This window comes from Nostoc sp. PCC 9305, assembly GCF_963920915.1.
GTDB lineage: Bacteria > Cyanobacteriota > Cyanobacteriia > Cyanobacteriales > Nostocaceae > Nostoc.
Window position 1 is genome coordinate 33,935 of sequence record NZ_CAWUDN010000058.1, and the last position, 16,226, is coordinate 50,160.

The 16,226-nt window shown below is 41.1% G+C and carries 14 protein-coding genes and 2 pseudogenes; 10 read left to right on the plus strand and 6 right to left on the minus strand.

All coding sequences use genetic code 11. The annotated features are described in order from the left end of the window. Nucleotides 1-151: 151 nt before the first annotated feature. Nucleotides 152-2,515, minus strand: coding sequence for a CHASE2 domain-containing protein (locus tag ACM0OX_RS21160; protein ID WP_414516954.1), 2,364 nt, complete (start codon nt 2,513-2,515; stop codon nt 152-154). Nucleotides 2,516-3,001: 486 nt separating this feature from the next. Between ACM0OX_RS21160 and ACM0OX_RS21165 the strand changes: the two genes are divergently transcribed. The 5 genes from ACM0OX_RS21165 to ACM0OX_RS21185 all read left to right on the plus strand — a co-directional run bounded on the left by ACM0OX_RS21165 (nt 3,002) and on the right by ACM0OX_RS21185 (nt 6,992). Continuing rightward, nucleotides 3,002-3,130, plus strand: coding sequence for a hypothetical protein (locus tag ACM0OX_RS21165; protein WP_414516955.1), 129 nt, complete (start codon nt 3,002-3,004; stop codon nt 3,128-3,130). A 124-nt stretch (nt 3,131-3,254) separates the two neighbouring features. After that, on the plus strand, nt 3,255-3,776 hold the full coding sequence (locus ACM0OX_RS21170; RefSeq protein ID WP_041565194.1) for an NYN domain-containing protein: 522 nt from the start codon (nt 3,255-3,257) through the stop codon (nt 3,774-3,776). 95 nt (nt 3,777-3,871) lie between these two features. Next, nucleotides 3,872-5,476 carry a 2-isopropylmalate synthase gene (locus ACM0OX_RS21175; RefSeq protein WP_414516956.1) on the plus strand — a complete coding sequence of 535 codons (1,605 nt, stop codon included), beginning with the start codon at nt 3,872-3,874 and terminating at the stop codon, nt 5,474-5,476. Nucleotides 5,477-5,551: 75 nt separating this feature from the next. Beyond that, a complete protein-coding gene (locus tag ACM0OX_RS21180) occupies nt 5,552-6,058 on the plus strand; it encodes a GNAT family N-acetyltransferase (RefSeq protein WP_414516957.1) in 507 nt (168 codons plus the stop codon). Between the two features lie 253 nt (nt 6,059-6,311). Continuing rightward, a complete protein-coding gene (locus ACM0OX_RS21185; RefSeq protein ID WP_414516958.1) occupies nt 6,312-6,992 on the plus strand; it encodes an ester cyclase in 681 nt (226 codons plus the stop codon). A 145-nt stretch (nt 6,993-7,137) separates the two neighbouring features. Here the strand turns inward: ACM0OX_RS21185 and ACM0OX_RS21190 are convergent, their stop codons facing one another. After that, nucleotides 7,138-9,594, minus strand: coding sequence for a HEAT repeat domain-containing protein (locus ACM0OX_RS21190; protein ID WP_414516959.1), 2,457 nt, complete (start codon nt 9,592-9,594; stop codon nt 7,138-7,140). A 462-nt stretch (nt 9,595-10,056) separates the two neighbouring features. Between ACM0OX_RS21190 and ACM0OX_RS21195 the strand changes: the two are divergent. The 3 genes and pseudogenes from ACM0OX_RS21195 to ACM0OX_RS21205 all read left to right on the plus strand — a co-directional run. Further along, nucleotides 10,057-10,212: pseudogene (locus ACM0OX_RS21195) on the plus strand (type II toxin-antitoxin system ParD family antitoxin); the annotation flags it as partial. 12 nt (nt 10,213-10,224) lie between these two features. Then, nucleotides 10,225-10,308 (plus strand): annotated as a pseudogene (locus ACM0OX_RS21200) (type II toxin-antitoxin system ParD family antitoxin); the annotation flags it as partial. A gap of 2 nt (nt 10,309-10,310) precedes the next feature. Beyond that, nucleotides 10,311-10,604: a type II toxin-antitoxin system RelE/ParE family toxin gene (locus ACM0OX_RS21205; RefSeq protein WP_414516960.1), complete on the plus strand. Its 294-nt coding sequence runs from the start codon at nt 10,311-10,313 to the stop codon at nt 10,602-10,604. 59 nt (nt 10,605-10,663) lie between these two features. Here the strand turns inward: ACM0OX_RS21205 and ACM0OX_RS21210 are convergent, their stop codons facing one another. Beyond that, complete coding sequence (locus tag ACM0OX_RS21210; RefSeq protein WP_414516961.1) at nt 10,664-11,101, minus strand: GNAT family N-acetyltransferase; 438 nt, start codon at nt 11,099-11,101, stop codon at nt 10,664-10,666. Nucleotides 11,102-11,254: 153 nt separating this feature from the next. Here ACM0OX_RS21210 and ACM0OX_RS21215 point away from each other — a divergent pair, with 153 nt between their 5' ends. Together ACM0OX_RS21215 and ACM0OX_RS21220 are read left to right on the plus strand one after the other, a co-directional pair. Next, on the plus strand, nt 11,255-12,700 hold the full coding sequence (locus ACM0OX_RS21215; protein WP_414516962.1) for a RecQ family ATP-dependent DNA helicase: 1,446 nt from the start codon (nt 11,255-11,257) through the stop codon (nt 12,698-12,700). 168 nt (nt 12,701-12,868) lie between these two features. Next, complete coding sequence (locus ACM0OX_RS21220; RefSeq protein ID WP_414516963.1) at nt 12,869-14,758, plus strand: alpha/beta fold hydrolase; 1,890 nt, start codon at nt 12,869-12,871, stop codon at nt 14,756-14,758. A gap of 63 nt (nt 14,759-14,821) precedes the next feature. On the opposite strand, the gene ACM0OX_RS21225 is transcribed toward ACM0OX_RS21220, so the two are convergent. The 3 genes from ACM0OX_RS21225 to ACM0OX_RS21235 form a co-directional block, all read right to left on the minus strand. Then, a complete protein-coding gene (locus ACM0OX_RS21225; protein WP_414516964.1) occupies nt 14,822-15,166 on the minus strand; it encodes a DUF5615 family PIN-like protein in 345 nt (114 codons plus the stop codon). Then, the gene (locus ACM0OX_RS21230; RefSeq protein WP_414516965.1) at nt 15,163-15,456 is read right to left on the minus strand and encodes a DUF433 domain-containing protein; all 294 of its coding nucleotides are present in this window, start codon (nt 15,454-15,456) and stop codon (nt 15,163-15,165) included. The genes ACM0OX_RS21225 and ACM0OX_RS21230 overlap by 4 nt, the downstream gene beginning before the upstream one ends. A gap of 128 nt (nt 15,457-15,584) precedes the next feature. Continuing rightward, nucleotides 15,585-15,881, minus strand: a complete 297-nt coding sequence (locus ACM0OX_RS21235) for a hypothetical protein (protein ID WP_414516966.1) — start codon at nt 15,879-15,881, stop codon at nt 15,585-15,587. Between the last annotated feature and the right edge of the window lie 345 nt (nt 15,882-16,226).

Below are 16,226 nucleotides of genomic sequence, written 5' to 3' on the forward strand. Positions count from 1 at the left end.
ACTTATATCGCTGCTGGCTAAGTGCGATCGCAAACTTCACCTCTTACAAATAGACAAGATACGTTGTTTGTCAACACAATGTAATATAGCTTAGTAAGAATTGCGCGATCGCTGTTCCTTTGATATCTAAATATTGTCCCTACATTCCTTCTCAAGGATTTTCTGAGGATGGTTCTGAGTAAGATTTTGTGGGAGCGCCTAATTCATCTAAAGTATTCATTAATAAGTCATCTTGTGGAATATAGTCTCTGTGTTGGGAATTTACCAAATCGTCAAGAGCTTTAATAGCTTTCAGAGCTTCAAGATCCTTAAGAGCTTCTGATGCAGACTGATATCGCTCTTTGAAGTCATCCAGTACCATTTTACTGAGAATCTTAGCTAAGGAGTGACTTACCTGAGTGCGATCGCTCCATTTGATTTCCCCATCAGCATTTCTATCTAGCTCACGGGGTGCTACACCAGTCAAGGCTTTAATCCCAACCATGCCAACTGCATAGATATCACTACTATAGTGTGGACGCCCAAAACATTGTTCGCTTGGTGCGTAACCCTGAGTACCAATACCAATGGTGAAAGGGGTTGACTCTTGACGATCGAGTTGCTTGATGCCGACTTCCTTGACGGCTCCAAAGTCGATCAACACTAGTTTTCCGTCTGAGTGTCGCCGGATGATATTACTGGGTTTAATATCCCGATGAATCACGTGATTTTCATGGACAAATGTTAATGTTTGCAATAAGTCTCTGACAATTTTGATCGCGGCAATTTCTTCAATTGCTCTACCTGCTGGAAGTTCTTCATTTAAAGGATGACCAATTATCTGTTCTTGGACTAAATAAAATTCTTCATCTTCTTCAAAATAAGCCAAAAGTTGAGGAATTTGAGCGTGTCTTCCCAATTTTTCTAATGTTTGTGCTTCTGAGTGAAATAAACGTCTGGCAAGTTGCAATCCTTCTGGTTTAGTGTTGGCTGGTTTTAATTGTTTGACAACGCATCGCGGATTACCAGGACGTTGGGTATCTTCGGCAATGTAGGTTTCACTAAATCCACCAGAACCGAGCACTTTGACAATTTTGTAGCGTCTCGCCAAAACTTTCCCAGATAAGGCTAAATCTCGTTGCTGAATTAGGTGTTGGAAGTCATCTTGTTGGCTGATAATCTCTTGGACAACAGGGGAAGTTTTATACTTCTGAAAAATGTCTACCAATTGGCGTTTTCTGATGCTTTCTCTGATGACTGAGGTTGCCAAATAGCAAATTCCGGTCATGGCGATCGCGATCATTGGTATACTAGTAGGGAAAATTAACTGACCATAGATAAATAACCCATAGCTAATTACTCCCCAAGCGCCAGACAGGCCGAGGCTATAGAAAAATCTATGGATGCTACGCTTGCGTCTGCTAATCATCAAGGCTGTACTGCCCACTAGCATTAGCACAAACAAACCCTGCAATGGTGGACTCTTAATTCCTGGTGCGATCGCTTTTCCTGTCATCAAAGTTGCGATCGCATTGGCGTGAATTTCCACGCCCGACATCGGTTCAGTGCTATTACTACCAGCAACTGGATAATAATCATTGTGTAACTTATCTGTTGCACCAATCAGCACGATCTTGTCTTTGAACACCTTTCCCTGCTGCAAATAGGTGTTCCAGTTTTCCGGGTCGAGTACGTGCCAAAAAGGTTTTTGCTCAAATGTACCCGCAGGCCCCCAAAAATAAATGCGATCGCCCTTTGGTCGGGGATAATTTACTTGTGCTGCCTTCAGTGCTGCTTCATCAAAAGAGAGTCGCTTTTTAGTAAATAAATTATCTTCACCTAAGAACTTGGGAAACTCACTCGCTAATCGATGAACTTTTCCATCTACTTCTAAAGGAAAATTAACTGAGCCAATGGATACTGACCCTGTACGAAACATTTGTTGTGGGTCTGTTAGTTGCGTAAAAGAGCCTTGATGCGTCTGGGAATTTTCGTAGACGGCTGCTAAGGTAACTTTATTGCCATATTTTTGTAATACTGTCTGAAATTGGCGATCGTCTGCAACTCCATAGCTGCTTGCTGTATCAAAAACTACATCTAACGCTACAGCACGGGCACCTGCCTCGATTAATTTTGCAATTACCTGCGAGTATGCAGCCCGTTTAAAAGGATAAGATTTCAGTGTTTCTAAGTAGGCATACTGTTTCGGATCAGTTTTATAGTACTGTTCGGGAACCGATATTGACTGATCGTCTATTGCTAAAATTACAATGTCTTCTGGAGGCACCATCGGCCCGCGCAGTTGAAAAAAACCAGAAAGCACCTGATTTTCCATCAATTGAACCAATTCCCCACCAGAAGCGCTCAATAGTGCGCCCCCAATTGCCCAAGTACCTGCCAGTAGATGACCTAAGCGAACCATCCACCGGGAGTGGCGAGCAGATGCTGTTGAAGTCACTTTTGTTGGTTTACTTGACAGTCTATTGGCAGTAGAGACATAGTTTTTAGTTAAGGTAGACGTAGGTTCTTCTGCCATATCGTGTTACTGATTGATTTTAGTCCAACACTTTTATTTATTCAGACCGCGTTTTAGTGTAAGCACATTGAAATAAGACTTAAATGATAATCTTATACATTTGTAAAGTATCTTCTATTCATCAACAAACTTTTATTGGCAGAGCCAGCCCCCAATAAATTCTTACTCAACCACTACTTAATTTATTCTTTTTCTGTTGAATGAGTTACAAGTAGTGATTGTCTCATAGATCGGAGCCAGATATACTCTACCTGTGAATTTGGTTGTGGCAAGATTTTACCCTTACCTAACCAACAACTACGTTACTAACTGGGTGCTATACCAGAAGCAGTCCCAAGGCTGTCTTCTGTCTCTGGTGCAATGTTGGTAATCTCCAGAAAGCGTGTTCTGATACTGACAGCTTTACCGAAAGATAGGCATTAATTTATATCTTACCTTAAGCCTATGTTATACCTCTTTAGGAGTAAACTTTAGTGTTATGCAGCGATGAATGCTGTTACTGGGTCAATTTTATGGGTAGATTTTGATCGCCGAGTAGCTCTTGCAGTGCTGGAGGTGAATCAGGTTAACACCCAGGATCTCAACTTCAATATTACAGGCGTTTTTATGTCTTGAAAGAGGTAGGATAAAAGCTATAGATAAAGAACTACGTTATAGATATTAGCAAACAAGGCATTTGAAAATTGCTATAATCTATTGTTCCATCTAAATTCATATATATTATTAGGTGTAAATTTTTATGGGTTCTCCAATGAATCGTCTGTCTATATTTGTAGATGGAAACAATATGTTCTATGCTCAACAAAAAAATGGCTGGTTTTTTGACCCGCGGCGAGTCTTAGAATACTTCAAACATGAGCAATCAGAAACAACATTAATTAATGCCTTCTGGTACACTGGCTTAAAAGATCCACAAGACCAGCGAGGTTTCAGAGATGCTCTAATTAGTTTAGGATATACAGTACGAACTAAGATTCTTAAAGAATATTATGATGATACGTCTGGTCGTTACTCGCAAAAAGCGAATTTAGATATTGAAATTGTTGTAGATATGTTTAATACAGTAGACCAGTATGACCGAGTAGTATTATTCAGTGGTGATGGAGATTTTGAAAGAGCAATCGAACTATTACGCTCAAAAAATACACATATTACGGTAGTATCAACGGAAGGAATGATTGCTAGAGAACTACGCAATGCTACTGATAGATATATAGATTTAAATGATATCAGAGATCAAATAGAAAAAACTGAAGGTTAGTAGCTTTAACAATTATTTACAAAAATAAGAGTAAAAGAAAAACTAGGGTTGAAGATATATTAAGCCACAAGTAAACACTAAACACCAAACGGCAAATGACAAACAAAACAGATCGAATCATCATTTTTGATACAACATTGCGAGATGGAGAGCAGTGTCCGGGAGCGACTTTGAATATAGACGAAAAGCTAGTTATTGCCAAGCAATTAGCGCGTCTAGGTGTAGATGTAATTGAAGCAGGCTTTGCCTTTGCTAGTCCCGGAGATTTTGAAGCAGTCAAGAAAATTGCTCAAATTGTCGGGACAGAAAATGGCCCGGTAATTTGTAGTTTGGCAAGAGCGATTAAAGCAGATATTGAAGCGGCAGCCGAAGCATTAAAACCAGCAGTTAATGCCAGAATTCACACATTCATTTCGACTTCTGATATTCATTTAGAGTATCAATTGCGAAAGTCACGAGCAGAAGTGCTAGCGATCGCTGAAGAAATGGTAGCTTATGCCAAGTCCTTCATGACAGATATAGAATTTTCGCCGATGGATGCGGCTCGTACCGATCCAGAATTTCTGTACCAAGTATTAGAGCGAACGATCGCAGCTGGTGCAACAACAGTTAATATTCCCGATACTGTAGGTTACACAACTCCTAGCGAATTTGGAGCCATGATTAAGGGCATTATCGAAAATGTCCCCAACATCGACCAAGCGATTATTTCCGTTCACGGTCATAATGATTTAGGCTTGGCAGTTGCTAACTTCTTAGAAGCCGTAAAAAATGGCGCACGGCAACTAGAATGTACCATCAATGGTATTGGTGAACGCGCCGGCAATGCCTCACTAGAAGAATTAGTAATGGCGCTGCACGTGCGGCGGCAATATTTTAACCCTTATCTCGGCAGACCAGAAGATTCTCAAGAATCCCTGACAAATATCGACACCCGACAAATTTACAAAACCTCACGCTTAGTTTCTAATTTGACGGGAATGTTGGTACAACCAAATAAAGCGATTGTAGGGGCGAATGCTTTTGCCCATGAGTCTGGAATTCACCAAGATGGTGTATTAAAGAATAAGTTAACTTACGAAATTATGGATGCCCAATTGATTGGCTTAACAGACAATCAAATAGTTTTGGGCAAACATTCAGGCAGAAATGCTTTCCGGACTCGGTTGAAAGAATTGGGCTTTGAACTGTCGGATACCGAGTTAAATAAAGCCTTCGTCAGATTCAAAGAAGTCGCAGATAAAAAGAAAGATATTTCTGATTGGGATTTGGAAGCGATCGTTAACGATGAAATCCAACAAGCACCCGATTTATTCCGGGTAGAGTTGGTGCAAGTTTCCTGCGGTAGCAACGCCCGTCCTACTGCTACAGTTACCCTGCGTACCCCAGAAGGTGAAGAATTAACCGATGCTGCGATCGGTACTGGGCCAGTGGATGCAGTTTACAAAGCCATCAACCGTGTAGTGAATGTACCCAACCAGTTGATTGAGTTTTCTGTGCAGTCAGTAACAGGCGGTATTGATGCCCTTGGCGAAGTGACGATACGTTTACGTTATGAATCTAAAGTATTTTCTGGTCATGCAGCGAACACAGATATCATCGTGGCATCCGCGCAAGCTTATGTAAATGCGTTGAATAGGTTGTATGCATCTTTGCAAACTCAAGAAAAGCCAGAGGAAGTAACTGCACAGAAAGTCTGAGATCGGAATCTGTGAAACTGCCAGTTTTTAGCTGATGCTAACAAACTCCTCTCCAACTTTGGGGAGGAGTTATTTGTGAGTTCCAAAAATTTGTTAGAAATTATGCTGACAGAAAAACATCTCATTATTAGAGAAGGCACAATCAAAGAAGACTTACTGATTGCAAAACACTTTTACCAAATGTGGCTAGATATTGGTGTTGATGAGAGTAATATTATTCTGGAGTGGGAGAATATTACCCTCAAATTTATAGAAGAAGCGCGTCGAGATTTGTTTTATAAGGCTTTTATTGCAGAGATTGATAAGACAGTTGTGGGTTCTGTAAGCTGTCAACTGTTTGCAGGTTTATACCCGAATGTTTTAAAAGATGAATATCGTAAGTTTGGATATATTTGGGGCGTTTATGTCGAACAATCTTACCGCAGACAAGGAATTGCCAAATCCTTAACTAATAGAGCAATTGAATATTTAAAAGCGATCGCTTGCACGCGGGTGGTTCTTAACGCCTCGCCATTGGGTAAACCAGTTTACTCCAGCCTCGGTTTCTCTGAAGGGAATGTAATGCAATTGGATTTGATTTAACAAAACAGAATTCAGGGGTCAGGAGCCAGAATTCAGAATTTAATTCTGTGTAACTAGCGGGTGAACAAACCTAAATCTGACAGGATAAGTTTCTAGCTCAAGAAGCATCCGTGTTTGCTCATATTCGGATTTGTACAACAGGTCAAGTTTATTGGGTGGATTATGAATATTGTTTACTTTTTTAAATTTTTCGATTGACTTGTATGGATAAAACTTTATTCTGAGAAACGATGTTTATAATCAGTCAGCTTGTATGAGTAGCGAAAAGACAACAGAATTGCCACTCTGGGTACAAGATAGAGATATAGTCATTGCTCATGATGAAGAAGTACAGTGGCGAGAAGGAAAACGCCCGGATTATTCATATACCAATGAATTTCTTCATCAAGAGAGTAAATTTCAGCATCCAGAAGGTTCTTTAGAAGCGATCGCTCAAAACTTAGTCCGAAATTTTGAGATGGAAGCTTCTAATAAATCTAATCCTCAACAGTGGCTTTCGATTGTTACTGATAAGTTCAAAATGAGTACCAATGGGGGACAACAATTCACTGCTCAGGATGTTGCAACCGAAGGGACTTATAACCTGTTTTTGGGTGAAACTGAGCAATACAGTTCTGAAACAGAAACCTTTGAATCTTCATTTCAAGTTTTTCATACAGCCTTTCCTAATGGCTTTCTTTGGGAATTAACAGAAATTCTTTCGGGGCCGCCTAATGTTACCTTTAAGTGGCGACATTGGGGAACATTTAATGGTTCCTATAAAGACTATGCACCCACAGGTGAAACAATCGAAATCGTCGGAGTTAGTATTGCTCGCGTCACTGATGATTTGAAGATTGAGTCTTTAGAACATTATTTTGATAATAATGTCTTTCTTCAGAAATTAACGGCAGGTGGTTGTCCTTTCCATTCTCAAAATCAGAACAATCACTAATTTTCATTTAGTTATAGTCTATCGAATAGCACGCTCATCGGCGCTCTTAGCAAACAGCAGTGAGCGTCGATCGAGTGATTATAATCATCGAAAGTCTGCAATAGAAGGGAATGCGGAGAAATTTAAATAAGTTGGAAAATACCGTTTATGGTATTCGTGTTTGCACAGTATTAGCTGCTGTGTTGACTGAAGGTGTAAACCCAGCCAGTTTACCCGACTTTTGGGGTACAAAATCCGTTTCTTTGCTACCTTGAACCTCAGATAAGTAGCAATCTCGCACTGCTAACAACAAGCCTTTGATGGCATCTGGTGCGCCTGTTTTAACTAAATCGTCTGCCTTTTTGAAAAAATGCGATCGCCATTTCCCATCGTTATTGCCATACAATTCGATTAAATACCAACCTGCAAGATACTCAGCTAAAGGGTCAAGACAGAAACGGATTCTGTCTTTGGCAGAACCGATAGTTTGAATCAGGTGGAGGCGCTTTTCCAGATAATTGAGGTGTGCTTCGGGGTCATCAATACCCAAATTTGCTAATGCAGCAATGGCATCTGCACGCTTGGCGGTTCCTGGTTGATAACTTTGCTGCAAGCATTCCCAGGCGATGGTTTTGGCAATTTGATGAACAGTGCGGTCATCAAATTGATTGTCTGTAACATCACGATTGAGTTCATTGATATAACCCAGCATCAAATTGGGAATATTCTCTGGCAACGCAGAAATATTAGATGTAACATCTTTACTGGCGATTAACTGTTCAGCATAAAGTTTAGCCAGCAAGACAGTGATATTATTTTGACCCACCATGAGAGAAAGACGGTTACAAGCGTCAAAAAATTCCTGGTCAGTAAAGCGATCGCGTTTACCTCGCTGCATGAGATAAGCTTCCATAAAGGACGATAGTTTATTCGCCTCAATCCGCAAGGGTTTAATTATCGTCTTATTAACCCGCCCCAGTTTTTCCTCAATTCGAGAAGTAATCACCAACGCATTCACCGGAAACTCTGGCGACTCCGGCTCAATTGCTTCTCGTGTAGTGGCATTCATTTCTGAGAAACGGTCTACAATCACTAGAATGCGTTTCTTTCTTAACAAACGTAATAGTAATTCTTGACAAATCGGCTCTGGTTCATCAATTAAAGCTTGCAACTGTCCTCTAATGGCTTCTAAAAGCGGCGACTTACCTTCAGTTACCCGAAATTCTTCTTCTAAAAGCACAGGTAACATCAAATGTTTGCAGAGTTGTTGGTCTTCATCCTCAGCCATTGCCCATCCAGCGATTCGACACGCTAAACTGGTTTTACCTACACCCCCTTCCCCACCGATTACTAGACAGCTACGTTGTTTCTCGAAAGTTGAGCGCAGATTCTCATTCATCAGTTGGGGAACTGTTGTACCATCCAGAACAACGGGAATGGGGATGTAACAGGCGCGACTGCTAACTGTATCCTTTTTAGGGAATTGTTCGCGGGCTGCTTTGATATATTTAGCTACCCACGCATCTAATACTCTGGGATGGTAATGAAACCAGCCAACAAATAGCACATATCGCAGAGGTACATTAACGCTGATAAATGGGAGAGAAAAATCTGTGTAAGGTTTGAGGGCGTTGTTAATTTTCAACAACCATAAAGGGGCTATCCGCAAGAGAATTAACCAAATAGAAGGCAATAAGATAAGGTAAGCGGCAATTCCCAAGAGTAATTTATGCTCAAATAGCGATTCCAGAACTCTATCAAAGAGGCGAGTTTCTTTTTCTGCTTTCAGGGCATTGAGAGGGCGACGTATCAGCCTAATGTCTGTCTCTGTGAATTTATCTTTGTATTTTTGTATAGTTGCCAATACTTCTTCAAAGTCTGAGATGACTTTCTGCAACTTGGAGGTAGGTAAAGCATTTGCCTTGTCCTGAAAGCCTGCCGCTATTCCTCCTAAACCTTTGATAGCACCTAAACGCACGTAAAACTGGCTATCATTCAACAGGGCAATTAAATTCGGGACAGAAGATACTGCTTCTGTACCCATTGCACCCAGAGCGTAAGCAGAATTGTAACGTACAGTGGGGTTCTTATCTTTTAAGGCAGCAGTTAATACTGGGACAGCTACTTTCGCTTCTACACCAATTTTTCTGAGTGCAGAAGGAACATAAATGCGAACGAATTGCTCCTTGTCTTGTAATGCTGCCATTAACGATGGAACTGCTGCTTTGGCTGCTGTACCAATATTTCCTAAAGCTAAGGTGGCGTACAGGCGGACTTGTCCATCTTCATCTTGCAATGCCGCACTTAAGGCTGAAACTGCTGGTGCTGCTTCTGCACCCAAATCTCCTAAAACCGAAGCGGCGTGCCAGCGAAGATTAATATCCTGATTTTTCAAAGCTTCAATCAGAGACGGCACTGCTGCCGAACCGATATTAACTAATGCATCTGCTGCAAGGCTTCTGATGTGGGCATCGTTATCTATCAGCTTCTCAATCAGGGGAGCAATTTTGCTGTCAGTAGTGATTTGCGCCCAACTATTGCTTGTGCATAGTAGGAACAGTGTCAGGCATAAGACAACTACCTTGAGCGCACTAAGTAATACTTGTCTGGTATGCTTTGTCATTGAATCGGATTGAATCACCCGATGAACAACTCCAGTCAGAGAAACTATACCTAAGATTGTAATCTAACTGTCAATGTGGGTTAGCGATGTCTACGACGGGCTACGCCTACGCACTGGCTTGCTCCCGCTTTACTCAAACTCGATTAGCATTGGGATTTAAACGCATCATAATTTTCTCTGGTTATGTCAAATTTTTAAACCCATAACAGCGATAAAGTCCATGAGCATCTTTTGTGCCTAACAACCACCTTGACGAAACACCTTGGTACGAGGAAGGTAAATATCGATGGTTATGGGTAGCAATTACAAAATACAATTGCGGTTTACCACATCGGTAGTCGTCGTAAGGAAAGGCTATTACGCCTAAACGCTTACGGCATTTGTGGGATGGTTAGTTACCAATCGAGAAAGCAATGCTGTTAAAATCTAGATAAGAATATCTATTATATAGAGCTAGAAAATATGTACATCCAAATTAAACCAGAACTAGAGCAATTTATTCAGGCACAGCTTGCAAGTGGTAGATTTACTAATGCAGATGATGTTATCAATGAAGCCTTTAAACTATTACAAGAAAGAGAGCAGCGACTTGAAGAATTACGGCAAAAAATTGCTGTAGGAACTGAACAAATTGCTAAGGGGCAAGTAACTGACGGCGAAGTTGTATTCGCCAAATTACAAGAAAAAATTCGTCTAATTGCTGAGGAGTCTGCTGAATGAGTAATTATTCATTTTCAGATGCAGCAATTCAAGATTTAGATGAAATTTGTGAATATATTGCTCGGAGTAGCCCAAAAGCAGCTAGTAAGCTTTTTGATGACATTCGCTCCAAATGTAAACTAGTAGAGAGTTTCCCCAATATGAGAAAAAGTTATGGAAGGCTTGTACCAAATCTGCGCGGTTTTATTGTGGATGATTACATTATATTTTATTATCCGATAGAAGACAGAATTAGTATTAATCGTGTTGCCAGTGGTTATCGAGATTTAGAATCTTTGTTCGTAGATTAATAATTATTAGCGATGTCTACGACGGGCTACGCCTACGCACTTATTTCCCCCCGCTTTGCTCAAGCTTGGTTAGCATTGGGATTTAAACGCATCATGATTTTCTCTGGCTCTGTCAAATTTTTAAATCCATAACGTCGATAAAGTCCATGAGCGTCTTTTGTGCCTAACATCCATCTTTGAACATCTTCCAATTCTGGATATTCCAAAATATATTCTACAAACCATTTTCCTAAACCCTGTCCTCGATAAGGCTCCAGAATAAAAACATCTTTTAACAACGCAGAAGTTGCATAATCAGTGATGACTCTTGCAAAGCCAACTTGTTGATTATCTTCATAAAGTCCAAAACATAAAGAATTTTGTATTGACTTTTGCACAGTAGCTAATGAGATGTTTTCAGCCCAATAGGAAGTTTGTAAAAAATCATGAATCATTTGAATATCTAATTTAGATTTATCGGTGTTGATGTAAAATCGATGTTTTAATTCTTCATTCATCTCGCTACATCTTTTATTTAATAGGTTGAAAAATTATAATTCATTCTTGGGGTCAGTGGTTTATAGTGTCAAATGATGAAATTACTGAACCATTAACTGGATAACAGAGGCTATATTCAGCATTCAAGGATATGGGTGCATTTATCATTGATTATGAATCAGCCTACAACAAAATCTTGGCAAGAAGTTCGAGCAGCTTTTCAACAAATCTGGGGTTATGAAGATTTTCGTCCACCACAGGGAGAAATTGTCAGCAGTTTATTATCACAAAAAGATGCGCTGATTATTATGCCCACAGGTGGCGGAAAGTCAATTTGTTTTCAACTTCCCGCACTGCTACAAACAGGATTAACCTTGGTAGTTTCGCCTTTGGTGGCGTTGATGGAAAACCAAGTTCAGGAACTACGAGAAAGCCACCAAAAAGCAGCACTTTTGCATAGTGAATTATCTTCATCTCAACGCCGTGCAACTCTGCAAGCTTTAGAACGTCAACAGCTAAGATTACTTTATTTATCGCCCGAAACTTTGCTCAGTGCGCCAGTGTGGGAAAGATTATGTCACCCGCAATTGCAAATTAATGGCTTGATTTTAGATGAAGCTCATTGTTTAGTGCAGTGGGGTGATACTTTTCGCCCAGCTTATCGCAGATTAGGGGCGGTGCGTCCGGCATTGCTCAAATCAAAACCACCAGGAACAAAAATTAGCATCGCCGCTTTTACTGCGACTGCTGACCCCTCAGCCCAAAAAATTATTCAAACAGTTTTACAATTACAGCAACCAGAGATTTTCCGCTTGAATCCCTACCGTCCGAACTTGCATCCCAGCGTTCGCATCGCTTGGACACCACGGGGTAGGAAACAACAATTATTAAAGTTTATTCAAAATAGACCGCAACAATCGGGATTAGTTTATGTTCGCACTCGGAGAGATAGCGAAGATTTAGCTGAATGGTTAGCAGAGATGGGTTACGCTACAGCTAGCTATCATGCGGGACTGGGTGCAACAGAACGCCGTGAAGTAGAAGCAAGCTGGTTAAGTAGCAAAATCCCTTTTGTTGTGTGTACCTGTGCGTTTGGTATGGGGATAAATAAAAGTGATGTTCGCTGGGTAGCACATTTTCACGCGCCACATCTGCTATCTGAATATGTGCAAGAAATTGGCCGCGCTGGAAGGGATGGGAAACCCGCCGAAGCGTTAACGTTGGTGAGTGAACCTACCGGGTGGTTAGATTCAGGGGATAAGCAAAGACAGGAGTTTTTTCAAGAACAAATGCGATCGCAACAACAAATAGCGCAGCAACTTGTGAAAAAATTACCAAAACAGGGAGAAGTGAGTGCAGTAACTCGACAATTTCCCGAAGGTGCAACGGCGCTAGCTTTACTCCATAGCAACGGTCAGCTAAACTGGCTCGATCCTTTCCATTACACCATTGGGCAAAAAGCGGGAAATCAGCCACCAACACAATTACACGCTGCTAAACAGATGCAGCAATACCTAACAACTAAGCAGTGTCGTTGGCAGTTTTTGTTAAATGCCTTTGGTTTTGACAAAGAAGCCGCTAACCTGCGTTGCGGACATTGCGACAATTGCCGTCAATGAGTATAAAAGACTCGTTCACGAGTATCAAAGACTCGTCGCCGAGTATCAAAGACTCATTCACGAATATCAAAGACTCATTTACTATTCTCCAATGAGGTTCACCCAATAGGATGAATTGTCATTTTCACCACCAAGTGACAATAGGGTAGTCAAGTAGAGGATAAAAATATGTCATCTGCTCAAGCGCCCTCGCTACCACCGTTGATTCCGCGCGAAATCCTGTTTGGGAATCCCGAAAAAACCAGCCCACAACTCTCGCCTGATGGCAAGTACTTGGCATATATCGCCCCTGATGAGAAAAATGTCTTGCAGGTATGGTTGCGAACTATAGGACAAGAAGACGACCAGATACTAACTGTCGATAAAAAGCGCGGTATCCGCATTTTCTTCTGGACTTATAACGCCGACCAGTTAATTTATATGCAAGACTCGGATGGTGACGAGAACTTTCATCTCCACTTGGTTAATATTCACTCCAAGATTGTGCGTGACTTAACGCCATTCCAGGGTGTGAAAGCAGAACTAGTGGAACTGGAACCAAAATTTCCAGATCAAGTGCTGGTAGCTTTGAACTTAAATAATCCGCAAAAGTTCGACGTTTACCGAATCAACCTGACAAATGGTGCAGTAGATTTTGACACTGACAACCCCGGTAATATTATCAGTTGGACAGCTGATGCTGATTTCCAAGTACGTGCAGCAATAGCTAGTACTCCTGATGGTGGTTACGATTTGTTATTACGGGAAACCACGGATAAAGAGTGGGATGTTCTCCGTCACTGGGGACTAGAAGAACAAGGGAATTCTGTTAGCTTCTCGGCTGATGGCAAAACACTTTATATTGAAGGCAGTCATGATGCTAACGCCCAACGTCTGCTAGCTGTTGACTTAGATACCCGTGAAGAAACAGCGATCGCCCAAGATGAGCAGTATGATGTTATGGGGATAGTCATTCAGCCTGTAACACGAGTTATCCAAGCAGTTTCTTTCTACAAAGATAAACAGGAATGGCAGGTAATTGACGAAAGTATCGCCGCAGATTTTGAGGAAATCGCTAAGGTGCGTCCTGGAGAATTCTCTATAATTAGCCGCGACTTGGAAGATAAAACCTGGCTAGTAGCTTATAGAACTGACGATGGGCCAGTTTATTACTATGCCTACAACCGAGAGTCCAAAACTAGCACTTTCCTTTTTAGCAACCAACCCAAACTCGAAGCGTTGCAGTTAGCTTCAATGCAACCGATTTCCTATGAAGCGCGGGATGGTTTAACTATTCACAGTTACCTGACAACCCCTGTAGGAATACCTACGCAGAATCTCCCAACAGTACTGCTGGTTCATGGCGGCCCTTGGGCGCGGGATGTTTGGGGTTTCTCTCCCACAGCGCAATGGCTAGCTAACCGGGGTTATGCCGTTCTGCAAGTGAACTTTCGCGGTTCCACTGGCTACGGTAAAGCATTTTTGAATGCTGGGAATCGGGAATGGGCTGGTAAAATGCACGATGACTTGATTGACAGTGTTAACTGGCTGGTGGAACAAGGCATTTCCGATCCGCAAAAGATTGCGATTATGGGCGGTTCTTATGGAGGTTACGCCACTCTAGTAGGATTAACTTTTACACCAGAAGTATTTGCGGCTGGTGTGGATATTGTCGGGCCGAGTAGCCTGATTACTCTGATAGAAACTATACCGCCTTATTGGGAACCATTGAAGGCAATGCTTTCTCATCGTGTCGGTAACTTGGAGACAGAAGAGGAATTTCTGAAATCGCGATCGCCTTTATTCTTTGCTGACCGGATTCAAAAACCTTTACTTATCGGTCAAGGTGCAAACGATCCACGAGTGAAACAATCAGAAAGCGATCAAATTGTCAACGCAATGCAACAGGCTGGTTTGCCAGTGCAATATGTACTTTACACAGATGAAGGACATGGTTTTGCTAGACCAGAAAATCGGTTGCACTTTTTTGCGATCGCAGAAGAATTTCTCGCCAAATACTTAGGCGGTAGATTTGAACCTTTGGCAGATATCCCCGGTCATTCAGGAATAGTGAGATAAAGTTTCACGCATGGTGGTTAGTGTCATTTACTGACCACCTTAATATTTTTAATTTGGAAGGATTTATCCATACAACAACTGATTCCTAATTTCATCAGCCGTTAGTGTGCTTACCAGAATCCCAATCCGTTGTGCGACTTCATAAGCGTTTTTCTGAGGCACAACGATAATCCCAAAATGTTCTTTATTCTCCTCTATATACTGGAGATGCAACCGTTCAAAATCGACACGGTTATGTGTCAGGATACATCTACTCACAGAAGTTGCAAATTCAAGTTGTTCGCGGTCAGTTTTTCCGAGTGTTGCTTGTTCCGAAACAGTTGTGATATCTAGACCGCGCGATCGCAACAGTCTAGCAACCAAAGCTGACATATCCTCATCACTGTAAAGTGCAGCAAAAACCGTCACGATGTCCCCAATACAGCTTTTACAGACGGATGTACTAATTCATCGGGTACTCGGTTTCGCTCAATGTATTCATTAATCTCTGCTTGATGATCGAGATAAAAACTCAAGGCATCAAACACTTGTGCCAGCATCAGATGTGGCAAATGGTTCAAGATTTCTTCTGGCATAATCCCCAATCGCCACAAACCGACAATTGCACGAACAGATGTCCGAGTACCAATAATAATTGGCTCTCCACTCAATATTTCAGGGTTACGGGTAACGTAGCGTGAGGAGGTTTCAGCGAACATAGAATAAATTACTCAGCAGAACTGGCGTTGCCTTTAGTTTACCAATAGTTTTGGTCAGCAGGAGACTGGTGCGATCGCAAAAGAGTTTCTCGCCAAATACTAGTGTTAACAAGTTAAATTGCCAAAGTTCAGAATTTACCAGAGGGGCCACTAGTAGAGCTTGGCGGAATAACTAAGGGAGTCTTACTTGCATAAAAAGTAACACCATTATCCTTTAGCAGAGAAAACCAAGGATCTTTTGATACGTAATCGACTCCTTTAAATAAATGCCCTTGTAGATTAGCTTCATAACAAAGGAGCCATTGCTCGCCATAAAGTTCATCTTCATTTAAAAATTGTTCCCATGTACTTGTATCTAAACTTTCTTTAATCTGTCCTTGCTTACGTGCATTTAAAGCTAAAATTGCTACTATCGAATCTTCCATTAGTGTAAATAGATTGATAAAATCGAGAAATGTCTGTATGTAATATATATCGCCCGGCTATCCTATTTTTAGCTCTTTCAACAGGAATTAAGTAGAAATCGAGAATAGGTGAAATAGAACGCTCACGTTGTGGATGAGGAGTATGAGTAGGCTTACTTTTTGAAAAATTAGAACGTTTTGTTATTTGATTAACTGTAGACCAATGAGTATCTAATAAATCAGAAATTTCTAAGAAGAATACTGGATTTGGAACACCTAAGTTTCTTCTTAATGAGTTGTATCTAACATGGTTACAGCACTTGCGTCTATTATGAGGTACACTAGATTAAAAGATAAATATTTTTA